Below are 22,733 nucleotides of genomic sequence, written 5' to 3'. Positions count from 1 at the left end.
GTTCGGCTCCTTTTGATTTGTGATTGTAAGGATCGGCGAGAGATTTCAACGGAACGTGCCAGGCGCTTTGAACAACAGTGGTTGCGGTCTGGCGGGCCGACTTTGCAAACTGTCACAGGTAAACAATTGCGGACGCTCAATAACATAACCTTGTGCGTAATCCACACCAATTTCAAGCAATGCCTGCTCGATCTGAGTTGTTTCGACAAACTCGGCAATTGTCTGCTTACCCATGACATGCCCGATGTGATTGATCACTTCGACCATTGCGCGGTTAATCGGGTCGTCCAGCATATCCTTTACGAAACTCCCGTCGATCTTCAGGAAGTCTACAGGCAAATGTTTCAGATAAGCGAATGAAGACATTCCGGCACAAAAGTCATCCAGAGAGAAGTAGCAACCTAAGCCTTTGAGTTCATTAATAAATCTAATTGCACTGCCCAAGTTTGAAATTGCACTGGTTTCAGTAATTTCAAAACAAATCATTTCAGGCGGTATTGAATAGTTAACAAACTGCTCGCGCAGAAAGTTCAAAAACGCGTCATCTCCTATAGTAATGCCTGACAGATTAATCGCACACATCGCTAATGGGCCTTCATGTTCTTGCGCAATACATTGAGCAATCACCTTGAACACGTTTTGCACTACCCAGCGATCCAGCTGACTCATCAAGCCATAACGTTCAGCAGCAGGAATGAAACTGTCGGGCAGAATCATTCGGCCGGCTTCATCATGCAGACGCAGGAGAATCTCAATGTGCCCACCCTTGCCCTCACTTGGTTTGAGGGGGGAGATCTCCTGGGCAAAGAGGCAGAAACGGTCCTCTTCCAGCGCCATGTGCAAACGCTGCACCCAAGCCATTTCACCGAAGCGCAGCGACAGTTCAGAGTCGTCGGCGTGATAGACCTGCACCCGGTTGCGGCCCTTTTCCTTGGCCATGTAGCAGGCCATATCTGCCGCACGCAGCGAGGTTTCGAGGGTCGTCGGGGTTTGCGTGATATGCACCAGGCCGATACTGACCGTGGTCTGGAATGGTCGCCCTTTCCATACAAAATGCAGGTTCTGCACGGTCTGACGCAGCACCTCGGCAATTTTCTCCGCCGCCTCCGGCGAGCAGTTCTGCAGCAGAATACCGAACTCGTCACCGCCAAGCCGCGCCAGCGTATCGCCCTCGCGCAGGCCTGATTGCAGCAGCGTGCAGATGTGTCGCAACAGTTCATCGCCCGCCGCATGGCCGCAGGTGTCGTTGACCAGTTTGAACTGGTCCAGATCGAGGAACATCAATGCGTGTCGCCCCGCTTGCCGCGTGAGGGTGTGCAGCGCCTGCTCCAGGCGATATTCGAACTCGCGGCGGTTAGCCAGCCCCGTCAGTGCATCGTGGGTGGCCTGCCAGGAGAGATTGGCGATGTATTGGCGTTCCTGGGTCATGTCGTGCAGCACCAGCACCGTGCCGCTGACCTTGCCCGCATTGCGGATCGGTGCACCGACCAGCGTCACCGACAACGTGCTGCCGTCCAGGCGCTGGATCAGCTTTGAGTGTTCACTGCCGCCACCGAGTTGACCACTGAGAATGTGTTCGATCAGCGTCAGACCTTCGGCCTGGGCGTTGTCATCAAGCAAATTGAACAGCGCCGCCAGCGGCAAACCGGCGGCCTGTTCGGCTTTCCAGTGGGTCATGGCTTCGGCGGCGGGGTTCATGTAATCGATGGCCCCCGTCACGTCGGTAGTGATGACGCCATCGCCGATCGATTGCAGGGTGACCTGCGCGCGATCCTTTTCCAATTGCAGCGCCTCGGCAAAAGCGTGGCGCTGCTTGAGCAATTTCTGGGTGCGCAACAAGGCCAGCACGATCAGCCCCAGCGCCGTGGCCAGGTTGATCGCCAGCAACAGTCGCAGGATCATCCGCGAGCCTTCGCCCAAGGCATCACTGAAGGCTTTCGCCGCCGGAGTCACGGCATCATTGATCGCAAAGATCTGCGCCTTCCAGCGCAGGATATCGGCGCTGCTGGCGGTATTCTCGGAAATACTGCGGTGCATCTCGCGGGCGAGATCATCCAGCTCGATCAGATAAGCGTCACCCACCGTCCAGCGGTCGATGGCAGTCTCCAGATAACTGAAATGACGGAAGTTGAGGTACAGCCAGATCACGCTGGAGACGTCGTCCGGATGGTTGCCACCCTTGAGGATGCCTTCGCGTGCAGCGGCCAGATCCGGCGGTTGACGATCCAGCGCCAGACGGAGCTGATGACCGCCCTGGGGGACGCTAATCGCGGTCTGGTATTTGAGGAATATCTTTTCGTCGCGACTGTCCGCGTACAGATTGAGGTAGTAGATGGCATCTTTCTGGCCCTTGGACCAGAGACTTTCCCCAGCAACGTAGCCGCGAACGGCCGACAGCACGTAAAGGCTCACGCCCCCCAATAACGCTTGAAACAACACGACGGCAATAAATGGCCAGACGATGCCCAACAATCGTGGCGTTCCGAAAGTCCGCTTTTGCTCCATGAGATCCCTTGCGCAAGTACTGCCAGATGAACAACCGTAAAATCCCGCTCCTGACAGCTCAGCCTAGGCTAATTTTTGATATGTCAAAGGGACAGCTCGGCCGTCTGCAACGCTGATCGTGCAACCGACTGATCTTTAGAGGCTTTCCGAGCAGGTTTACTCAATGATATTCACACACTGAGGGCAAAAAAGGGCAAGAAACTCAGGGACACTGAATCTGCTGCAAATGGCCATACAATTTGGCGTACAGCCCGCCGTCGGCAATCAACTGCTGGTGATCGCCATCTTCGGCCACTTGTCCGCCATCGAATACCAGCACCCGATCAGCCTGCTTCACTGCCGATAACCGGTGCGCAATGATCAGCGTGGTGCGGCCATGTAGGAACCGCGCCAAGGCTTGATGCAGGTTGTATTCGGTGGCAGCGTCGAGGGCCGAAGTGGCCTCGTCGAGGATCACCACTTTTGGCTCGGCGAGGATCATCCGCGCAATCGCCAGGCGCTGGCGCTGACCACCGGACAAACGCACGCCGGAACGGCCAACGATGCTGTCGAGTCCATCCGGCAAGGCGCGGATCGCGGGTTCGAGCTGAGCGATTTCCAGCGCCTGCCAGCAGGCTTCGTCGCTGCGCGTGCGGCCCATCGTCAAGTTGGCGCGTACGGTGTCATTGAACAGCGCCGGATGCTGCAACACCACCGCGACGTTTTCCCGAACCGTCTCAAGACCGATTTCCTGCTGGGTCGAACCGCCAAAGCGAATCGTCCCGGCCAGCGGCGTGTACAGCCCCAGAAGCAATTGCACCAGGGTGCTTTTACCACCGCCACTGGCGCCGACAATCGCGACTTTCTCTCCGGGCGCAATGGACAGGTTCAACTGATCCAGCACCGGTTCATCGCCGTAACCGAAGCTCAGGCCTTGCACCTCAATGCCCACGGTATCGCGGCCCTTGAACGGATCGACGCCGCCCGGATACTGCGGCTCATCGGCCCGCGCCAGCAGTTCGTTAATCCGCGCCAGCGCCCCTCCCGCCGCGTAATAGGCGTATTGCAGGTTGAGCAGTTGTTCCACCGGACCGATCATGAACCACAGGTAACTGAACACCGCGAGCATCTGCCCGATCGACAGGTCGGAGAACAGCACGGTGAGCATCGCCGCGGCGCGAAAGATGTCGATACCGAACTGGAACAGCAGGCCACTGGCACGGTTGGAGGCGTCGGTTTTCCATTGCGAATTGATCGCGTAGTTACGCACCTCCTGCGCCCGCAAACCGAGCCGGCCGAGGAAGAAACCCTGACGGTTGCCCGCCCGCACTTCCTGAATCGAGTCGAGGGTTTCGCTCAGCGCCTGGGTGAAACGCGCGGTGCTGTCGTTCTCGAGTTTCTTCAGGTGTTTGACGCGTTTGCCCAACTGCACTGTGGCGTAGATCACCAACGGGTTGAACAGCAGAATCAGCAGCGCCAGTTTCCAGTGCATCCACATCAGGATGCTCGCGGTGCCAACCAGCGTCAGCATCGCCACCAGAAACCGGCTGAGGGTTTCACCGACAAACTTGTCGAGGGTGTCGAGATCGGTGACCAGATGGGTAGTCACCGTGCCGCTGCCCAGACTTTCATATTCGGCGAGGGAAATACGCTTCAGCCGTTCGATCAAGCGCACGCGAATGCGATAGACGATGTCCTTGGCCAAACGCGCAAACAGCCGCGACTGCAACACGCCAAAGCCCAACGCGCCGCAACGCAGGGTCAAGGTGACCACCAGCATCAGGCCGATATAGCCCGCCGCTTGCTGCCACATCGTCGGTAACAGGTGATTCATCACCTTCAGCGCCGCATCGCCGTGGCCAAGCAGGACTTCGTCCACCAGCAATGGCAGCAGCAACGGAATCGGCACGCTGCACAGCGTGGCCAGAACGGCGACGCCGTTGGCGATCCACAGGGATTTTTTGTGAGTGAGTGCCAGTCGCCGGACTTCTGCCCAGCTCAGCCGGTCGATACGCTTTGCGGCTGGCGTGTCATCGGCCCGGTCAGGCACAGGCTGCGCGCTCCAGCCATCGGCCCAGCAATGGCGACAGCTCACTGAGCGGTTGATAACCGTTGGTCAGCAATGCCAGCTGGCCGTTGCGTTCGGCGAGCAGCGTGGGGAATCCGGCGATGCCGAGGTCCTGCACCCAGCTGAAATCGGCCTGAGTGGCTTTGTGTTGATCGGCATGGTCGAACAACGCAGCAAACTCGATGCGCGGCACGCCCGCCTGCTCCGCCAACTCGACCAGTACGCTGGCCTGAGTGACGTCGCGACCTTCAGCGTAAAACGCCTGCTGGATCAGTCCGACCAGTTTCCACGCACAATCCGGCGCCAGGCTGCGTGCAGTGACAATCGCACGGCAGGCAGGCTCGGTGTCGTAGACAAAACCCTCGGGCAACGCACCGTCAAGCTTGAAAGGCTGACCCGTGGCCTCGGTGACCGCTTGCCAGTGTTCAAGAATGTAGCGGCGGGTGGTCGGCTCCAGCGCCGAACCGCTGCCGGTGCGCAATCCGCCCACCACCAGATGCAGCTCGACCCCAGCTGCCTGCGCTTGCTCGACCAGCGCCTTGGCCACCGGAGCAAATCCCCAGCACCAGGAACACATCGGATCCATCACATAGAGCAGGCGCGCAGACATGGTTAAGCCTCGGTGGATGCTTGCTTGTAGTTAAAGCCGATCGGGTGCGGCTGGTTGCGGGCCTTGGCCAGTTCGATCTGCTTCTGCCGGTCGATGGCGCTGCGGCGAGTCTTCTCGCTCAGCGTGTTCCAACAATGCGGGCAACTGATGCCAGCGACGTAGTGCTCGGTGGTGCGATCTTCAACGCTGACCGGTGTGCGGCAAGCATGACATTGATCGTAGTCGCCTTCGGTAAGGTCGTGGCGCACAGTCACCCGGTTGTCGAACACAAAGCAGTCGCCCTGCCACTTGGTTTCTTCCTGCGGCACCTCTTCGAGGTACTTCAGAATGCCGCCCTTGAGGTGGTAAACCTCTTCAAAGCCTTCGCCCAACATGTAGCTCGATGCCTTTTCGCAGCGGATGCCACCGGTGCAGAACATTGCGACCTTCTTGTGCACGGCCGGGTCGAAGTGCGCTTTGATGTAGTCGGGGAATTCGCGAAAACTGGTGGTTTTCGGATCGATGGCGCCTTCGAAGGTGCCGATCGACACTTCGTAATCGTTGCGCGTGTCGATCAACAGCACTTCAGGGTCGCTGATCAACGCGTTCCAGTCTTGCGGATCAACGTAGGTGCCAACCTTTTTGTTCGGGTCGACGCCGTCAACACCGAGGGTGACGATCTCTTTCTTCAGTTTGACCTTGGTGCGGTAGAACGGCTGCTCGTCGCAGTACGACTCTTTGTGGTCGATGTCGATCATGCGCGGGTCGTTCTTCAGCCAGGCGAGCAGGCCATCGATGCCTTCGCGAGTGCCGGAAACCGTGCCGTTGATGCCTTCTTCGGCAATCAGCAAGGTGCCTTTGATGCCGTTGTCGACCATCGCTTGCAGCAGTGGCTCGCGCAGGTTGACGTAATCTTCGAGGGTGACGAACTTATACAGTGCCGCCACGACAATCGGTTGTGTCATGGGTATTTCTCCAGGTGGCTACCCTCGTAAAGGGTGAACCGGATGCGAAAAAAAACGCGCCGGGTGAGCGGCGCGTTGCGGATTCTAGCAAAAAAGCGGCTTCGAGCGGCGAGCTTCAAGCGACAAGCCAATAGCGCTGTGCTTTAACTTGCGGCTTGAAGCTCAAAGCATGCAGCTGCTTTTAATGCCCTCCTCCGGCACAGGTTGGCGACGCGGGGGCGGCGCCAGTCTCTGCCCATTCCTGCGGGGTGTAGGTGTGCAGCGCCAACGCATGGAACTCACCCATCAGCTCGCCAAGCGTGCCGTAGACTTTCTGGTGGCGCTTGACCCGGCTCAGCCCTTCGAACTGCGCGCTGACTACCACGGCCTTGTAGTGAGTCTGTAACCCACGACTGTGCATATGGCTTTCATCCAGCACTTGCAGATGCTCAGGCTGAAGCAGCGCCAGCGTGGATTCGATGCGTTGTTGCATGGTCATCACGAACTCCGCTTACTTCTTCTTGGCCGCAGGAGCTGCAGGGGCCAGCTCTTTGGTCATGTCTTCCAGCAGCTTGTTGACTACCGGCACGGCGCTTTCCAGCTTGCCCTGCGTCATCTGGGCCGATTGCTGAGTCAGCTGCGGCATTTTTTCCAGGACTTTCTTGCCCAGTGGCGACTTGTAGAACGCGACGAGGTCCTTGAGCTCGGACTCGCTGAAGTTGCTGGTGTAGAGCTTGACCATGTCCGGCTTGAGCTTGTTCCAGCCGATGGCCTGGTCCAGCGCAGCGTTAGCCTTGGCCTGATAGGTTTCCAGCACGGCTTTCTTGGCTTCCGGGGCTTTGGTCTGTTCAAAACGCTGGGCAAACATTTGCTGTACTTGCATGTACACCGGGGTGCCCAGTTTGTCAGCGTGCGCCAGAGTCAGGAAAGCTTCGGCACTGGCGTTGTGGCTGGCGGTATCGGCGAGGGCCTGGCCGCTGGCGCAAACCAGGGCTACTGCGGTGCAGATGGCACGAAGACGAGTCATCGAGTTTCCTTTTCAGCTAGGCGAGGTAAAACCCCAAGGGCGCCCATTCTGCGCCTAACATTCATCGCGGCTCAACCCCCAAAGCCTTGCCGCGCTTGATTGGCGGGGTTTTACCGGTCAACAATCGATTCGAGGGAACCACCAGGGCCGACACCGGCCTAAACTGCGCAAACAGACCAACAGGAGTGTGCACGATGAGCCGTATCGAAACCGACAGCCTGGGCCAGATCGAGGTCCCGGACGACGCATACTGGGGTGCTCAGACGCAACGCTCGCTGATCAACTTCGCCATTGGTCAGGAACGCATGCCGCTGCCGGTACTGCACGCCCTGGCCCTGATCAAGAAAGCCGCCGCGCGGGTCAACGACCGCAACGGTGACCTGCCCGCCGACATTGCCCGCCTGATCGAGCAGGCTGCCGACGAAGTCCTCGACGGCCAGCACGACGACCAGTTCCCGCTGGTGGTCTGGCAGACCGGCAGCGGCACTCAAAGCAACATGAACGTCAACGAAGTGATCGCCGGTCGTGCCAACGAACTGGCCGGCAATCCACGCGGCGGCAAGACCCCGGTCCACCCGAACGATCACGTCAATCGCTCGCAAAGCTCCAACGACTGCTTCCCCACTGCCATGAGCATCGCCACGGTCAAAGCCGTGCAAGAGCAGCTGCTGCCTTCGATTGCCGAGCTGTCAGGTGGCTTGGCTGAACTGGCCGCGCGGCACATGAAACTGGTGAAAACCGGCCGCACGCACATGATGGACGCGACGCCGATTACCTTCGGTCAGGAATTGTCGGGCTTCATAGCGCAACTGGATTACGCCGAGCGGGCGATCCGCGCGGCACTGCCGGCGGTGTGTGAACTGGCACAGGGCGGTACCGCCGTCGGTACCGGGCTGAATTCGCCGCACGGTTTTGGCGAGGCCATTGCGGCAGAGCTCGCTGCGTTGTCCGGCCTGCCCTTCATCACCGCGCCGAACAAATTTGCCGCGCTGGCCGGTCATGAACCGCTGACCAGTCTGTCCGGCGCGTTGAAAACCCTCGCCGTGGCCCTGATGAAAATCGCCAACGACTTGCGCTTGCTCGGCTCGGGCCCCCGCGCAGGTTTCGCTGAAGTGCGCTTGCCGGCCAACGAGCCGGGCAGCTCGATCATGCCGGGCAAGGTCAATCCGACCCAGTGCGAAGCGCTGTCGATGCTCGCCTGCCAGGTGCTGGGCAATGACGTGACGATCGGCATTGCCGCGAGCCAGGGCCACTTGCAGTTGAACGTGTACAAACCGGTGATCATCCACAACCTGCTGCAATCGATCCGCTTGCTCAGTGACGGTTGCAGCAACTTCCAGCAGCACTGCATCGCAGGACTCGAGCCGGATGCGCAGGTCATGGCCCAGCATCTGGAGCGCGGTCTGATGCTGGTGACGGCGTTGAACCCGCACATCGGTTATGACAAATCCGCAGAAATCGCCAAGAAGGCTTACAGCGAAGGTCTGACCTTGCGCGAAGCGGCGCTGGAGTTGGGCTATCTGACTGATGAAGAGTTTGATGCGTGGGTGCGGCCGGAGAACATGATCGAGGCGGGCGCCAAAGGCTAGAAGCAAAAAGATCGCAGCCTGCGGTAGCTCCTACAGGGGAACGCATTCCAACTGTAGGAGCTACCGCAGGCTGCGATCTTTTGACCTTCAAGCCATCCGCAGCCGCCGCGCCTTGAGCCCGGCAATCAACGAAGGCCCCAACGCCACCAGCGCCGAACCCAGCACCACCAGCACCGCCCCGCCATACCCCAGCGCATTGATCTGCTCGGCATGCACGTATTGCGGCCAGATCCCGGCCGCAATCGCCACGGCCACGAATGTCACCAACGGCGTGATCGCCAGCGTCGCACTGACCCGCGAAGCCTCCCAATGCGCCAATGCTTCGGCAAACGCGCCGTAGGCAATCAGCGTGTTCATGCAGCACGCCAGCAACAGCCAGCCCTGCACCGGGCTCAACTCAAGCGCTTCGAGTGGATGCACCCAGGGTGTCAGCAACAACGCGCAAAACAGGTAAATCACCATCATCACCTGCAACGAATTCCACGCCGACAGCAATTGCTTCTGGCCCAAGGCGTAGAACGTCCACACGGTCGATGCCAACAGCACCAGCAATACGCCCGCGGTGTAATCCGATAATGAGGTCAGCAACTCCGCCAGCCGCTGATTGAAAAACAGCACAAAACCGATCAGCAACACCGCCAGGCCAATGCCCTGCCCGATGCTGAAACGCTCCTTGAACACAAACAGACTGGCGATCAGCAACATGATCGGGCCCATCTGCACCACCAGTTGCGCGGTGCCCGGGCTGAGCAGGTTTAGCCCCATCAGGTACAGCACATAGTTGCCGACCAGCCCGAGCACCGCCATCAGCACCAGCCAGCCCCCCTTGGGCCCGAGCACTTTGCGGCTCGGCAGGCGCTTGACCGCGGCCAGGTAAATGAACAGGCAGCCGCCGGACACCAGTAGACGAAACCAGGTCACCGTGATCGGGTCCATCACCAGCAACACCTGTTTGAGTTTGATCGGCAGGATGCCCCACAGAAAAGCCGTCAGCAGCGCCAGGAACAAACCGTAGGCCCAGCGCCCAGATGAAATGTGCATGCGAACCCCAAAGCCTGCTGACTGGAGCGCTCATTCTAGGCCTCGCGCCTGATGCAACACAGGGACAGTTAGAGCCGGGCCGCAAATGAAACTGTACAGGTCGCTGCATCAAGTTGACGCAACGCCGTTGATCGGCTGATCAGGCGGGCCAAGTGGTTCAGACATAAGCTCATTCGATCCAGCCCAAGCGTTGCATCAGCAGGGAGACCGATCATGTTAGGCATGCGCGCCCAAGACCCCGCCCCCGCCACGCACTTTCGCAGTGACCGAGTGTGTCGGGTTAATGGCGAACTGTTTTTCAGCACCCGGGAAAATACACTTGAGGGGCCGTTTGACAGCCATGAGAAGGCTGAGCAGGAGATAAAGGCCTACATCGCGCGGATGCAACTTCAGGATTCAAATCGCTAATCCTTGGTGAATTCATTCGCGAGCAGGCTCGCTCCCACAGGGAACTGCATTCCAATGTGGGAGCGAGCCTGCTCGAGAAAGCGGTAGATCATTCAACGCATTTTTCTGCGTTTAGAGCACCGCCTCAAACAACCCCGTCGCCCCCATCCCGCCGCCCACGCACATGGTGACGATGCCGTAACGCAAGTTACGCCGCTGCAACTCCCGCACCAGATGCCCGACCTGCCGCGACCCGGTCATGCCGAACGGGTGGCCGATGGAAATCGAGCCGCCATTGACGTTGTATTTGTCGTTATCGATCTCCAGCCGATCACGGCTGTACAGGCACTGTGAAGCAAACGCCTCGTTCAACTCCCACAAGTCGATGTCAGCCACCTGCAAGCCCTTGGCCTTGAGCAGTTTCGGCACCGAGAACACCGGGCCGATGCCCATCTCGTCCGGCTCGCAACCGGCCACGGTGAAACCGCGGAAAAACGCCTTCGGCTTGAGCCCCAGTTGCAGCGCCTTTTCCAAGCTCATCACCAGCGTCATCGACGCGCCGTCGGACAGTTGCGACGAGTTGCCAGCCGTCACCGAACCATCGTCGGCGAACACTGGTTTAAGCCCGGCAAGGCTTTCATAAGTAGTGTCCGGGCGGTTGCAGTCGTCGCGCTCGACGACACCATCGAGGATCTGCACTTCGCCGCTGTTTTTGTCCTCGACGCGATACTTCACCGCCATCGGCACGATTTCTTCGTCGAACAAACCGGCCGCCTGGGCCTGAGCCGTACGCAACTGACTTTGCAGCGCGTAGCGATCCTGCGCCTCACGGCTGACGCCATAACGACGTGCAACCACTTCGGCGGTCTGGCCCATCGTGTAATAGATGCCAGGCGTTTGTTGCTTGAGCAGCGGGTTGATCAGGTGATCGGTGTTAACGCTTTTCATCGTCAGGCTGATCGATTCGACGCCGCCCGCGACGATGATGTCGCTGCAGCCCGAGGCGATCTGGTTGGCGGCAATCGCAATAGCCTGCAAGCCCGAAGAGCAGAAACGATTGAGGGTCATGCCGGCGGTGCCGGTACCCAGACGCGAAAGCACCGCAACGTTGCGACCGATGTTGTAGCCCTGCGCGCCCTCGTTGGAGCCGGCACCGACGATGCAATCCTCGACACTGGTCGGGTCGATGTCATTGCGTGTCAGCAACGCGTTGACGCAATGAGCCGCCATGTCATCGGGACGGGTCTGGTTGAACTTGCCGCGAAAGGATTTGGCCAGGCCGGTCCGTACGCTGTCGACGATCACCACTTCACGCATGGCATACCTCATTGTTGTTATCGGTTGAGAGTGGACCTGAGCATAAGTCCACCCCATTACCAACCGCGACAATCATTCACCCCGCGTATGCGTGCCCATCGTTTCAGTCCTTGTGCTTTTTGGCCTTCTTGTCGGATTTCTCGAAGGCTTCTTCCAACGCAAGGTTGATCGTGCGCAACACTTTGACCCGCGCCCAGCGCTTGTCATTGGCCTCGACCAGCGTCCACGGCGAGATCTCGGTGCTGGTGCGATCAACCATGTCGCCCACTGCGGTGCGATAGGCGTCCCACTTGTCGCGGTTGCGCCAGTCGTCTTCGGTGATCTTGAAGCGTTTGAAGGGAATTTCTTCGCGCTCCTGGAAACGCTTCATTTGTGTGTCCTTGTCGATCGCCAGCCAGAACTTGACCACGATCACGCCAGCATCGGCGAGCTGCTCTTCAAAGTCGTTGATCTCGCTGTAGGCGCGCAACCAGTCGGCCGGCGGGCAGAAACCCTCGATGCGCTCCACCAAAACCCGGCCGTACCACGAACGATCGAATACGGTGAACTTGCCCCGCGCCGGCAGATGCCGCCAGAAACGCCAAAGATACGGTTGCGCGCGTTCCTCTTCGGTCGGCGCGGCAATCGGCACGATGCTGTATTGGCGCGGATCGAGTGCCGCCGCCACCCGGCGAATCGCCCCGCCCTTGCCCGCCGCATCGTTACCTTCGAACACCGCCACCAAGGCGTGCCGACGCATGCGCTTGTCACGCATCAGCCCGGACAGCCGGGCCTGCTCGGTGATCAATTGTTCTTCGTAGTCTTTCTTTTCCAGGTGTTGGCTCAGGTCCAGGCTGTCGAGCAGGTTCAATTGATCGACCGCAGTGCCCAGCGGCGCGGCGCTGACTTCGTGAGGATGAACGTCCGGACGCTTCAGGGCAGCTTGCAAACCTTCAAGGAGAATCTTGCCTACCGCCAGACTGCGATAGTTGGCATCCGCGCCTTCGATGACGTGCCACGGCGCATAGTCGCGGCTGGTGCGGCGCAGCACGCGCTCGCCGTATTTGACGAACTTGTCGTAGGTCTGCGATTGCTGCCAGTCCAGCGGGCTGATGCGCCAGCTGTGCAGCGGATCGTCGGCGAGGGCCTTGAGCCGGGCCTTCATTTGTTTTTTGGACAGGTGAAACCAGAACTTGAAGATCAGCGCGCCTTCATCGCAAAGCATCTTTTCCAGACGCTCGGCGCCGGCGATCGCCTGATCCAGCCGCGGGTCCTTGAACAAACCATGAACACGGCCCTGGAGCATCTGGCTGTACCAGTTGCCGAAGAAAATCCCCATCCGCCCCTTGGCCGGCAGCATCCGCCAGTAGCGCCAAGCCGGTGGTCGCGCCAGCTCTTCATCCGTCTGCTGGTCGAAAGTGCGCACCTCGATCAGTCGCGGATCCATCCACTCGTTGAGCAACTTGACCGTCTCGCCCTTGCCCGCGCCTTCGATGCCATTAATCAACACGATTACCGGGAAACGCTTTTGCTGCTGCAATTCGAACTGGGCTTCGAGCAGTGCTTCACGCAGCGCAGGGACGGCAGCCTCGTAGGTGTCTTTGTCGATGGCATGACCGATTTCAGCGGATTCAAACATTGGACGGCTCCTTCCAGAATTCAGCAAGACTAGCGGATTGGGCACGGATACAGGGCACAAATTCCCACGCCACACAGACCTCCTGATTATGGAGGACCGCGATCTTCCGTGATTCCGTCAAGACGCTAATTGCCATGGATCAAGCGCCCTGCGCCTGATCGGCTAGAATGGCCGCCTTGTCATTGCCGAGCCTGCCATGAAACCTGTATCGCCCCACGCCCAACTCGACTGGGATGAAAACGGACGCCCGCGTTCACGTGTCTTCGATGACGTGTACTTTTCCGATCAGTCGGGGCTCGATGAAACCCGTTATGTGTTCCTTGAGCAGAACCGTCTGGCTGAGCGTTTTGCGGCACTGCCGGCAGGTGGACGACTGGTTATCGGAGAAACCGGGTTCGGCACCGGGTTGAATTTTCTCTGCGCCTGGCAAGTGTTCGAACAGCATGCCGTGGCAGGTGCACAGCTGCATTTTGTCAGTGTCGAAAAGTACCCGCTGAGCCCGGCGGATCTGCACCGCGCTCTGGCCCTGTGGCCGGAACTCAAGCCGCTGGCCGATCAGTTGTTGAAGCATTACGTGGCCATTCATCAGGGCTTCCAGCGCATCACGCTGGCCGATGGTCGCGTCACACTGACACTGCTGATCGGCGATGCCCTTGAGCAATTGCCGCAGCTCGATGCCCAGGTCGATGCGTGGTTCCTCGACGGCTTCGCTCCGGCAAGAAACCCCGACATGTGGACGGCCGAACTGTTCGCCGAACTGGCACGTCTGGCGGCGCCCGGCTCGACCATCAGCACCTTCACCAGCACCGGTTGGGTAAGGCGCTTGCTCAATGCCGCCGGGTTCAAGATGAAGCGCACGCCGGGCATCGGCCACAAATGGGAAATCCTGCGTGGTGAGTTCCTCGGCTGGCCCGAAGGCGTTGCGCCGCCCGCTGCCGAGAAACCCTGGTTTGCGCGCCCGAGGCCATTGACCGGTGAGCGGCGAGCCTTGGTGATCGGCGCCGGTCTGGCCGGCTGCGCCACGGCGGCCAGCCTCGCGTCACGCGGCTGGCAAGTGAGTTTGCTGGAGCGTCATGCTGGCGTTGCGCAAGAAGCGTCGGGCAATCCCCAGGGCGTGCTGTATTTGAAACTGTCTGCCCATGGCACCGCGCTGTCGCAACTGATCGTCAGCGGTTTCGGTTACACCCGACGCCTGCTTGAAACCCTGCAACGCGGCACCGACTGGGACGATTGCGGCGTGCTGCAACTGGCGTTCAACGCCAAGGAAGCCGAACGCCACGCGCAATTGGCCGCTGCGTTCCCCGAAGACCTGTTGCAGTGGCTCGAACAGCCCGAGGCGCAAACCCGCGCCGGTGTCGGTCTGGCCCATGGCGGCTTGTACTATCCCGAAGGGGGTTGGGTGCATCCGCCCGCGTTGTGCCAGGCACAAGCGACGCACCCGAAGATCAAATTGCTCAGCCATCAGGAAGCTGTCGAACTGCGCAGGGTCGATGACCAGTGGCAAGCCTTCGACGGTGACCATTTGCTCGCCAGCGCGCCGGTCGTGGTGCTGGCCGGCGCTGCCGAGATCAAGCGTTTCGCCCAAAGCGCCGAGTTACCGCTCAAGCGCATTCGCGGGCAGATCACCCGTTTGGCGCAGACCGGACAAAGTCAGGCGCTGTCCACCGTGTTGTGCGCCGAAGGCTACGTTGCGCCCGCGCGGCTGGGCGAACATACCCTCGGCGCCAGCTTCGATTTCAATAGCGATGACCTGACCCCGACCACCGCCGAACACCTGGGCAATCTGGCGATGCTTGAAGAGATCTCCAGCGATCTGGTTGCCCGTCTGGCCATCAACGAACTCAATGCTGAAGACCTTGAGGGGCGCGCAGCCTTTCGTTGCACCAGTCCGGATTATTTGCCGATTGTCGGCCCGCTCGCCGACCGTGAAGCCTTCATTCAGGCGTATGCCGCGCTGAGCAAAGATGCCCGGCAAGTGCCGGACATCGCCTGCCCGTGGCTCGACGGTCTGTACGTCAACAGCGGCCACGGCTCGCGCGGGCTGATCACCGCGCCGCTGTCGGGTGAGCTGCTCGCCGCTTGGCTGGACAATGAGCCGTTGCCGGTGCCACGCAGCGTGGCCGAGGCCTGTCATCCCAATCGTTTTGCATTACGTCAACTGATTCGCGGCAAATAACCGTTACAGCTCGGGCATCGCACAGATGCCCAGATCCACCAGGCGTATCGAGCCCATGGATCCAGTTTTTCCAGCCGAAACAGGTCCCAGCCAAGAGCAAGCAAAAGTTTTAAGCTATTCCCCCCTTCGCCAGCCGCCTTACGCGGCTCACGGCTCACGGCTGCGGGCCGGAGTTTTCCGTTTCGGTTTTCATGGCAATAATCCTTTATTGCAGGTTGGAGCCAATAAACCTATCGACTTGAAACCAAATTACAACCCGACAATAACGATATATCGCAGATACATCATATGGAGCACACAACGACAACAATCGTGCACTACATATCTATATCAAGCTTTCAAAGTCTTGCACAAACACACCCTAAAACCATTCAATATTGAAGTTATATTTATCCACGAAACATCCGTAGGCTAGCTCCACACCCAATAGATGAGCTTTCCTACATGACATCACCGACAGACAACTCGACAAATAACAATCACGCCCATGAAGTCGTCAACAACGCTTTCGAAAAAATCACCGATCAGGACATGACAACGCCTGTAGCAAACTTCCTGGCCACATCTCTGGAAAACTTTGAACCTTCGCACAAAAGCAAGATTGATGAATATCGTGCGGCACTGGAAGAGGCGTTTGTTCTTCAGAACGCTGTCGACCAATCACTTTCATCACTCGAGACACCCAGCGTCTTCTGCAAGCGAAAGTTCAACATGACGATGCGAACTAAATACCCAGCCAGGGTCACCTCCAAACACAAAATCAAGCTCAAACCGAAAGCTTCCACGGATGATGCGGATTACAGTATTACCTTGCTGCAGGCTGCGATGTTGAACTTCACGGAGACCGAAGCCGCCGCCGATTACTACTCAAGTGACAGCGAAATCGTGTTCAGTCCTCACGACGTGTCTGATGACGATATTCCCAAGGAGAAAATCACCGCCCAGGAATTTTCTGCGCTGAGCCGCAGCCTTGATCTTGGCAACGAATACCAGAAAATGATCGAGGAAAAGTTCAATACTGCGCAAGCCCGAGCAGATGCCGTGCAACTGGCCATGCTCAACATGAAATTGGCGGCATACACCAAATTCTTCAGCAAGGATATCGATGAAGAAACCTGGTCGACGCTAAAGAACCTGACAGATAAAAAAGTCGACACTGCCAATGGTAGCGCCCCTGAAAAAGGACGCATCCTGTTTTACAGCGTTCAACTTTTAGGCAAGTACGACACCAACACGGTCATGCTGATAGTGAGCAAAGACGACCCGACGAAAAACCAGTACATATTATATGTACCCAATGACAGGGGCCCGGGCTTTTATGTGTACAACAGCCCGGATGATTTTCGTCAGAAGTTTGAATACCTACTGCACAACGACACACCTCTGCCAAAATTTTTTGCATCCCAGATGAACCTTGTCGACCAAGCGGCCTGCCTGGCTGAACTAAAGGAATTACAGAAAGCAAAGAATACCGGCCCAGTTGACAGGAAAGAACGGAGCGTAGAGACCATCGATTTGTCCGGCAGGGAATATGTAACGCTGACAAAGTTGAAGGCCGAAAACCTGTTCGCCCATATTGCCACCCTGAACCTGAATACATTTATAACCGATACCAAACGAATTGCCGTTCCCGTCAATGAAGTCAATCTGCCAACCCATGCCAATCGGCGTGCAAATAGTCATTTGCACCCACGCCCGCCGGTGTCCGAACAACTCACTTATTCCTTCCGCATGCGCCTGCGGTCGTCCCCTGTGGATGCTCTGCTAAGCGAATTGTTTACCGGGGTAGAAGAATGGACAGTTGAAGAAAAGAAGAAGGGACTGCTGCAATTGCTGGAGCTGAAGGAGCTGCGAAATCAGCAGCCCACGTCCTCTGCTGCCGAAGACGAAGAAAACTCCGATGCTCAAACCCGGTTACCGGATTACTTCAACGCGTTCGAGCTGGTAGGCAACCGTGAAAACACACGCCTTTTTCTATGGAAACGCGATCTGGCCGGTTACCAGCAACGAGACGTTGTGGCAAGCCGACTGAAGACTTCAGGGCAACCTTATGAAGACGGAGCGCAGATCCAGCTCTTCAACAGCAGGTACTTTATCTGGATCAAGGACAGCGCCTATGAAGTGAAGCCGAGTCTGCTGGATTGGCGAGTCGTCCACCCATTCAATAAAAGCGCTTATCGCCCGTACGTCATGTACCGAGGTTGGGAGTTGGCCAAATAAGCGTCCACCGCACAGGTCAGGCGACTCGTCAAAGACAAACCATGACCTGAGCAGGATCGCACACGCGCCCGGCCAGAACGGTGGCTGCCGTTTGTCTCAACGGGATGCTTATAACTTATCGTTCTAAAACTCCACATACCGGGGCGGGTCAGTTTCTGAGTACCCGCCCTTTGGCGAGGTAGCGTTTGACCCCCTCCCCAACGGAAAAACCGGTAAGGATTTTATGTGTGGATTAGCTGGCGAGTTACGTTTTGATCATCAACCTGCAGACCTTGCAGCCATTGAGAGAATCACCCATCACCTGGCCCCTCGCGGCCCTGACGCGTGGGGTTTCCATGCCCAAGGGCCGATTGCCCTGGGCCATCGTCGCCTGAAAATCATGGACCTGTCGGACGGCTCGGCGCAGCCGATGATCGACAGTCAACTGGGTTTGTCCCTGGCCTTCAACGGTGCGATCTACAACTTTCCGGAACTGCGCGCTGAGCTCGAAGCACTGGGTTATGCCTTCTATTCCGGTGGCGACACCGAAGTGTTGCTCAAGGGTTATCACGCTTGGGGCGAAGCACTGCTGCCCAAACTCAACGGCATGTTTGCGTTCGCCATTTGGGAGCGCGATGCGCAGCGTCTGTTCATCGCCCGTGACCGTCTCGGCGTGAAGCCGCTGTACCTGTCGCGCACCGGCCAGCGCTTGCGTTTCGCCTCTGCACTGCCGGCGCTGCTCAAGGGTGGCGACATCAACCCGATCCTCGATCCGGTAGCGCTCAACCACTATCTGAATTTCCACGCCGTGGTGCCCGCGCCGCGCACCCTGCTGGCCGGCATCGAGAAACTGCCGCCAGCGACCTGGATGCGTGTTGAAGCCGACGGCACCACCGAGCAGAAAACCTGGTGGACCCTGCCTTACGGCCCACACGAGGACGAGAAAAACCTCAACCTCGAGGACTGGGTCGACCGCGTGCTCGACAGCACCCGCGAAGCCGTGGCAATTCGTCAACGTGCGGCGGTGGATGTCGGTGTGTTGCTGTCCGGCGGCGTTGATTCGAGCATGCTCGTAGGCCTGCTGCGTGAAGTCGGTGTGGAAAACCTGTCGACCTTCTCTATCGGTTTTCAGGATGCCGGTGGCGAGCGCGGCGATGAGTTCCAGTATTCCGATCTGATCGCCAAGCACTACGGCACCCAGCATCACCAACTGCGCATCGACGAGAAAGAGATCATCGAGCAACTGCCCGCCGCGTTCCGCGCGATGAGCGAACCGATGGTCAGTCATGACTGCATCGCGTTCTATCTGCTGTCCCGCGAAGTGGCCAAACACTGCAAGGTTGTGCAGAGCGGTCAGGGTGCCGATGAGTTGTTCGCCGGTTACCACTGGTATCCGCAGGTGGATGGCGCAGCCGACCCGTATGCAGCGTATCGCAATGCATTTTTCGACCGTAGCTACGACGATTACGCTGCCACTGTGCAACCGAAATGGCTGACCGCCAATGACGCTGCTGGCGACTTCGTCAAAGAACATTTCGCCCAGCCAGGTGCTGACGCCGCCGTGGACAAAGCCCTGCGTCTGGACAGCACGGTGATGCTGGTCGACGACCCGGTCAAACGTGTCGACAACATGACCATGGCCTGGGGTCTGGAAGCGCGCACGCCGTTCCTCGACTATCGACTGGTTGAACTCTCGGCCCGTGTGCCAGGCAAGTTCAAGCTGCCCGATGGCGGCAAGCAAGTGCTGAAGGAAGCTGCGCGACGAGTCATTCCAAGTGAAGTGATCGACCGCAAGAAAGGCTACTTCCCGGTGCCTGGCCTCAAGCATTTGCAAGGTGACACATTGAGCTGGGTACGCGAACTGCTGCTCGATCCAAGTCAGGATCGCGGCCTGTTCAACCCGGCCATGCTCGACAAATTGCTGACTGATCCGCAAGGCCAACTGACCCCATTGCGCGGCTCGAAGCTGTGGCAACTGGCAGCCCTGAACCTGTGGCTCAGTGAACAAGGAATCTGATTGATGAAACCTCACGCCACAGCCATTAACCAACGCCTGCTACGCGGCCAGACACCGTCGTATGAACGATTGCAGGCGCGTCTGGCTGAAGACGGCAGCGAACTCAACACCGCCCCGATTGCCGTGCATTGCGGCTGGGGCCGGTTGCTGATCGGTCACACGTTTCCCGACCCTGCGTCATTGGCCCAGGAACTGCTCAATGAGCAGCCGGGCGAGCGTGATATCGCCCTGTACGTTGCCGCGCCGCAGCAGATTCTTGGCCTCGAACCGACGCAGTTATTCCTCGACCCGTCCGACACGCTGCGCCTGTGGTTCAGCGACTATCGCCCCGCCACTCGCGTGTTTCGTGGCTTTCGCATTCGTCGTGCGCAAAGCGAAGCGGACTGGCAGGCGATCAATCAGCTGTACCAGGCGCGTGGCATGTTGCCGATCGACGCCGCGCTGTTGACCCCGCGTCATGAGGGCGGCCCGGTGTACTGGCTGGCCGAGGACGAGGACAGCGGCGCGGTGATCGGCAGTGTCATGGGCCTCAATCATTGCAAGGCGTTCAACGATCCGGAAAACGGCAGCAGTCTCTGGTGCCTGGCCGTTGATCCACAGTGTTCGCGGCCCGGAGTCGGCGAAGTGCTGGTGCGGCACTTGATCGAGCACTTCATGAGTCGCGGTTTGAGCTACCTGGATCTGTCGGTACTGCACGACAACCGTCAGGCGAAAAGCCTTTACGCCAAACTCGGTTTCCGCAACCTGTCGACCTTTGCAATCAAGCGCAAGAACGGCATCAATCAACCGCTGTTTCTCGGCCCGGGTCCTGAAGCGCAGTTCAATCCGTATGCGCGGATCATCGTTGAAGAAGCTCATCGGCGTGGCATCGATGTGCAGGTGGATGACGCCGACGCCGGGCTGTTCACTCTCAGTCACGGCGGGCGCCGCGTACGCTGCCGCGAATCGCTGAGCGACCTGACCAGCGCGATCAGCATGAGCCTGTGCCAGGACAAAAGCCTGACCCACAAAGTGCTCAAAGGCGCGGGACTGAAATTGCCGTCGCAGCAACTGGCTGGCAACGCTGACGACAATCTGGAGTTTCTTGATGAGCATCAGCGGGTGGTGGTCAAACCGCTCGACGGTGAACAGGGTCAGGGCGTGGCCGTGGATTTGCAGAGCATCGAAGAGGTGCAGCAGGCCATCGAAACTGCGAAGCAGTTTGACAGCCGTGTGCTGTTGGAGAGCTTTCACGAAGGTCTGGATCTGCGGATTCTGGTGATTGGTTTTGAAGTGGTGGCGGCAGCCATTCGCCGACCGGCCGAAGTGATCGGTGACGGTCAGCATTCGATTGGTGCGCTGATCGAAGCCCAGAGCCGACGCCGGCAAGCGGCCACGGGCGGCGAAAGCAAAATCCCGCTGGACCACGAAACCCAGCGCACGCTGCATGCGGCGGGTTACGACTACAGCAGCATCTTGCCGGCCGGCGAACATTTGTTCGTAAGACGCACGGCGAATCTGCACACCGGCGGCACACTGGAAGACGTCACGGCGATTCTGCATCCAACGCTGGTCGACGCAGCAGTGCGGGCGGCGCGGGCGCTGGACATTCCGATGGTCGGCCTCGATCTGATGGTGCCGGCGGCGGATCAGCCGGACTACGTGTTTATAGAAGCCAACGAACGGGCCGGTCTCGCCAACCATGAGCCGCAGCCCACGGCTGAACGCTTTGTGGATTTGTTGTTTCCGCACAGTCAGCCGGTTGTTTCCTGAATCTGCTTTGTCTGGTCTGACGCCATCGCTGGCAAGCCAGCTCCCACATGTGACCGCATTCCCCTGTGGGAGCTGGCTTGCCAGCGATGAGGGCCTGACAAGCGACGCAAACTCTCCCTCCTCATCGAAACCATCGATGTGCTCAACCCATCAGGAGTTTCCATGACCCTCCAAACCCCCGAACCGGATCTCAACTATCTGCAAAAAGTACTGCTGGAAATGCTCGCCATTCCCAGCCCCACCGGGTTTACCGACACCATCGTGCGTTATGTTGCCGAGCGTCTGGAAGAACTCGGCATTCCGTTCGAGATGACCCGACGCGGCACCATTCGCGCGACGCTCAAGGGTAAAAAGAACAGCCCCGACCGCGCCGTTTCCGCGCACCTGGACACCATCGGTGCCGCGGTCCGTGCGGTCAAAGACAACGGTCGGTTGACGCTCGCACCGGTCGGCTGCTGGTCGAGCCGTTTTGCCGAGGGCAGTCGCGTCAGCCTGTTCACCGACAACGGTGTGATTCGCGGCAGCGTGTTACCGCTGATGGCCTCCGGGCATGCGTTCAATACCGCCGTTGACGAGATGCCGATCAGTTGGGATCACGTCGAACTGCGCCTGGACGCCTACTGCGCAACCCGGGCCGATTGCGAGTCGCTGGGCATCAACGTCGGTGACGTGGTGGCGTTCGATCCATTGCCGGAATTCACCGAAAGCGGCCACATCAGCGCCCGCCACCTCGATGACAAGGCTGGCGTCGCAGCGCTGCTGGCGGCACTCAAAGCCATCGTCGACAGCGGTCAGGAACTGATGATCGACTGTCATCCGCTGTTCACCATCACCGAGGAAACCGGCAGCGGTGCAGCGGCGGCCTTACCATGGGACGTCAGTGAGTTTGTCGGCATCGACATCGCACCGGTCGCGCCGGGGCAGCACTCCAGCGAACACGCCGTGAGTGTGGCGATGCAGGATTCCGGCGGGCCGTACGACTATCACCTGTCGCGGCACCTGCTGCGCCTGGCCAGTGAAAACGAGTTGCCGGTGCGCCGTGATCTGTTCCGTTATTACTTCAGCGACGCGCATTCGGCGGTGACCGCCGGCCACGATATCCGCACCGCTCTGCTCGCCTTTGGCTGCGATGCGACTCACGGCTATGAGCGTACGCACATCGACAGCCTGGCAGCGCTGAGCCGCTTGCTCGGGGCGTACATCCTGAGCCCGCCGGTATTCGCCAGCGACGCGGCCCCGGCGAATGCTTCGCTGGACCGCTTCAGTCATCAGATCGAGCACGACACGCAGATGGAAAGCGATACGCGGGTGCCACCAGTGGACAGTCTGGTGGGGCAGCGTTCAGACAATTGATCCAGATGTTGTAGTGCGATGACTGACCCCATCGCTGGCCAGCCAGCTCCCACCGTTATTTCGGTGGAACACAACTTTTGTGTACAGCATCAATCCCTGTGAGAGCTGGCTGGCCGGCGATGGGGCCGGCCAAGACAACACAAAACTGGCAGGCGAAGATCAATCGCCGTAG

16 protein-coding genes are annotated in these 22,733 nt (G+C 58.9%); 7 read left to right on the top strand and 9 right to left on the bottom strand.

All coding sequences use genetic code 11. The features are described 5' to 3' along the window. Positions 1-45 precede the first annotated feature (45 nt). The 6 genes from H8B20_RS08560 to H8B20_RS08535 form a co-directional block, all read right to left on the bottom strand. Positions 46-2,505 carry an EAL domain-containing protein gene (locus tag H8B20_RS08560; protein ID WP_210622843.1) on the bottom strand — a complete coding sequence of 820 codons (2,460 nt, stop codon included), beginning with the start codon at positions 2,503-2,505 and terminating at the stop codon, positions 46-48. Positions 2,506-2,707: 202 nt separating this feature from the next. Then, positions 2,708-4,534, bottom strand: a complete 1,827-nt coding sequence (locus H8B20_RS08555) for an ABC transporter ATP-binding protein (RefSeq protein WP_210622842.1) — start codon at positions 4,532-4,534, stop codon at positions 2,708-2,710. Next, entirely contained in the window at positions 4,527-5,129 is a 603-nt protein-coding gene (locus H8B20_RS08550) for a DsbA family protein (protein ID WP_181818512.1), read from the bottom strand. The genes H8B20_RS08555 and H8B20_RS08550 overlap by 8 nt, the downstream gene beginning before the upstream one ends. 35 nt (positions 5,130-5,164) lie before the next feature. Further along, positions 5,165-6,106: an oxygen-dependent tRNA uridine(34) hydroxylase TrhO gene (gene trhO, locus H8B20_RS08545; RefSeq protein ID WP_210622841.1), complete on the bottom strand. Its 942-nt coding sequence runs from the start codon at positions 6,104-6,106 to the stop codon at positions 5,165-5,167. Positions 6,107-6,287: 181 nt separating this feature from the next. After that, on the bottom strand, positions 6,288-6,584 hold the full coding sequence (locus H8B20_RS08540) for a BolA family protein (protein WP_210622840.1): 297 nt from the start codon (positions 6,582-6,584) through the stop codon (positions 6,288-6,290). Positions 6,585-6,596: 12 nt separating this feature from the next. Then, positions 6,597-7,112: a DUF2059 domain-containing protein gene (locus H8B20_RS08535; RefSeq protein ID WP_210622839.1), complete on the bottom strand. Its 516-nt coding sequence runs from the start codon at positions 7,110-7,112 to the stop codon at positions 6,597-6,599. A 194-nt stretch (positions 7,113-7,306) separates the two neighbouring features. Between H8B20_RS08535 and H8B20_RS08530 the strand changes: the two genes are divergently transcribed. Then, entirely contained in the window at positions 7,307-8,701 is a 1,395-nt protein-coding gene (locus H8B20_RS08530; RefSeq protein WP_042560378.1) for a class II fumarate hydratase, read from the top strand. An 87-nt stretch (positions 8,702-8,788) separates the two neighbouring features. On the opposite strand, the gene H8B20_RS08525 is transcribed toward H8B20_RS08530, so the two are convergent. Further along, the gene (locus H8B20_RS08525; RefSeq protein ID WP_210622838.1) at positions 8,789-9,742 is read right to left on the bottom strand and encodes a DMT family transporter; all 954 of its coding nucleotides are present in this window, start codon (positions 9,740-9,742) and stop codon (positions 8,789-8,791) included. Positions 9,743-9,955: 213 nt separating this feature from the next. Here H8B20_RS08525 and H8B20_RS08520 point away from each other — a divergent pair, with 213 nt between their 5' ends. Beyond that, positions 9,956-10,150 carry a DUF6316 family protein gene (locus tag H8B20_RS08520; RefSeq protein WP_042560379.1) on the top strand — a complete coding sequence of 65 codons (195 nt, stop codon included), beginning with the start codon at positions 9,956-9,958 and terminating at the stop codon, positions 10,148-10,150. 111 nt (positions 10,151-10,261) lie between these two features. Here the strand turns inward: H8B20_RS08520 and H8B20_RS08515 are convergent, their stop codons facing one another. Both H8B20_RS08515 and pap read right to left on the bottom strand, forming a co-directional pair. Then, on the bottom strand, positions 10,262-11,446 hold the full coding sequence (locus H8B20_RS08515; RefSeq protein ID WP_210622837.1) for a thiolase family protein: 1,185 nt from the start codon (positions 11,444-11,446) through the stop codon (positions 10,262-10,264). 103 nt (positions 11,447-11,549) lie between these two features. After that, the gene (pap, locus tag H8B20_RS08510) at positions 11,550-13,064 is read right to left on the bottom strand and encodes a polyphosphate:AMP phosphotransferase (RefSeq protein WP_210622836.1); all 1,515 of its coding nucleotides are present in this window, start codon (positions 13,062-13,064) and stop codon (positions 11,550-11,552) included. Between the two features lie 196 nt (positions 13,065-13,260). On the opposite strand from pap, the gene mnmC reads away from it, so the two are divergent. From mnmC to H8B20_RS08485, 5 genes are all read left to right on the top strand, one after another. Beyond that, positions 13,261-15,240, top strand: a complete 1,980-nt coding sequence (gene mnmC / locus H8B20_RS08505) for a bifunctional tRNA (5-methylaminomethyl-2-thiouridine)(34)-methyltransferase MnmC2/FAD-dependent 5-carboxymethylaminomethyl-2-thiouridine(34) oxidoreductase MnmC1 (protein ID WP_210622835.1) — start codon at positions 13,261-13,263, stop codon at positions 15,238-15,240. A 444-nt stretch (positions 15,241-15,684) separates the two neighbouring features. After that, a complete protein-coding gene (locus H8B20_RS08500; protein ID WP_210622834.1) occupies positions 15,685-17,460 on the top strand; it encodes a dermonecrotic toxin domain-containing protein in 1,776 nt (591 codons plus the stop codon). A gap of 223 nt (positions 17,461-17,683) precedes the next feature. Next, positions 17,684-19,456 (top strand): N-acetylglutaminylglutamine amidotransferase, encoded by a 1,773-nt coding sequence (locus tag H8B20_RS08495; RefSeq protein ID WP_042560385.1) that lies wholly within the window; start codon positions 17,684-17,686, stop codon positions 19,454-19,456. A 3-nt stretch (positions 19,457-19,459) separates the two neighbouring features. Further along, positions 19,460-21,208 carry an N-acetylglutaminylglutamine synthetase gene (ngg, locus tag H8B20_RS08490; RefSeq protein ID WP_210622833.1) on the top strand — a complete coding sequence of 583 codons (1,749 nt, stop codon included), beginning with the start codon at positions 19,460-19,462 and terminating at the stop codon, positions 21,206-21,208. A 162-nt stretch (positions 21,209-21,370) separates the two neighbouring features. Next, positions 21,371-22,561 carry an osmoprotectant NAGGN system M42 family peptidase gene (locus tag H8B20_RS08485; protein WP_210622832.1) on the top strand — a complete coding sequence of 397 codons (1,191 nt, stop codon included), beginning with the start codon at positions 21,371-21,373 and terminating at the stop codon, positions 22,559-22,561. The last annotated feature ends 172 nt before the right edge of the window (positions 22,562-22,733 follow it).

Origin of the sequence: Pseudomonas sp. P42, assembly GCF_017973755.1 — a bacterium.
GTDB lineage: Bacteria > Pseudomonadota > Gammaproteobacteria > Pseudomonadales > Pseudomonadaceae > Aquipseudomonas > Aquipseudomonas iridis.
The sequence above is the reverse complement of the archived record's forward strand: the minus strand, read 5'-3'. Positions and strand labels throughout refer to the sequence as shown.

What these genes read in the sequence shown, in the direction of transcription:
- H8B20_RS08540 (WP_210622840.1), bottom strand. Translation starts at nt 6,584, where the DNA reads ATGACCATGCAACAACGCATCGAATCCACGCTGGCGCTGCTTCAGCCT.
- H8B20_RS08495 (WP_042560385.1), top strand. Translation starts at nt 17,684, where the DNA reads ATGTGTGGATTAGCTGGCGAGTTACGTTTTGATCATCAACCTGCAGAC.
- mnmC (WP_210622835.1), top strand. Translation starts at nt 13,261, where the DNA reads ATGAAACCTGTATCGCCCCACGCCCAACTCGACTGGGATGAAAACGGA.
- H8B20_RS08520 (WP_042560379.1), top strand. Translation starts at nt 9,956, where the DNA reads ATGTTAGGCATGCGCGCCCAAGACCCCGCCCCCGCCACGCACTTTCGC.
- H8B20_RS08535 (WP_210622839.1), bottom strand. Translation starts at nt 7,112, where the DNA reads ATGACTCGTCTTCGTGCCATCTGCACCGCAGTAGCCCTGGTTTGCGCC.
- H8B20_RS08525 (WP_210622838.1), bottom strand. Translation starts at nt 9,742, where the DNA reads ATGCACATTTCATCTGGGCGCTGGGCCTACGGTTTGTTCCTGGCGCTG.
- H8B20_RS08485 (WP_210622832.1), top strand. Translation starts at nt 21,371, where the DNA reads ATGACCCTCCAAACCCCCGAACCGGATCTCAACTATCTGCAAAAAGTA.
- H8B20_RS08560 (WP_210622843.1), bottom strand. Translation starts at nt 2,505, where the DNA reads ATGGAGCAAAAGCGGACTTTCGGAACGCCACGATTGTTGGGCATCGTC.
- trhO (WP_210622841.1), bottom strand. Translation starts at nt 6,106, where the DNA reads ATGACACAACCGATTGTCGTGGCGGCACTGTATAAGTTCGTCACCCTC.
- H8B20_RS08530 (WP_042560378.1), top strand. Translation starts at nt 7,307, where the DNA reads ATGAGCCGTATCGAAACCGACAGCCTGGGCCAGATCGAGGTCCCGGAC.
- pap (WP_210622836.1), bottom strand. Translation starts at nt 13,064, where the DNA reads ATGTTTGAATCCGCTGAAATCGGTCATGCCATCGACAAAGACACCTAC.
- H8B20_RS08550 (WP_181818512.1), bottom strand. Translation starts at nt 5,129, where the DNA reads ATGTGTTCCTGGTGCTGGGGATTTGCTCCGGTGGCCAAGGCGCTGGTC.
- H8B20_RS08515 (WP_210622837.1), bottom strand. Translation starts at nt 11,446, where the DNA reads ATGCGTGAAGTGGTGATCGTCGACAGCGTACGGACCGGCCTGGCCAAA.
- H8B20_RS08500 (WP_210622834.1), top strand. Translation starts at nt 15,685, where the DNA reads ATGACATCACCGACAGACAACTCGACAAATAACAATCACGCCCATGAA.
- ngg (WP_210622833.1), top strand. Translation starts at nt 19,460, where the DNA reads ATGAAACCTCACGCCACAGCCATTAACCAACGCCTGCTACGCGGCCAG.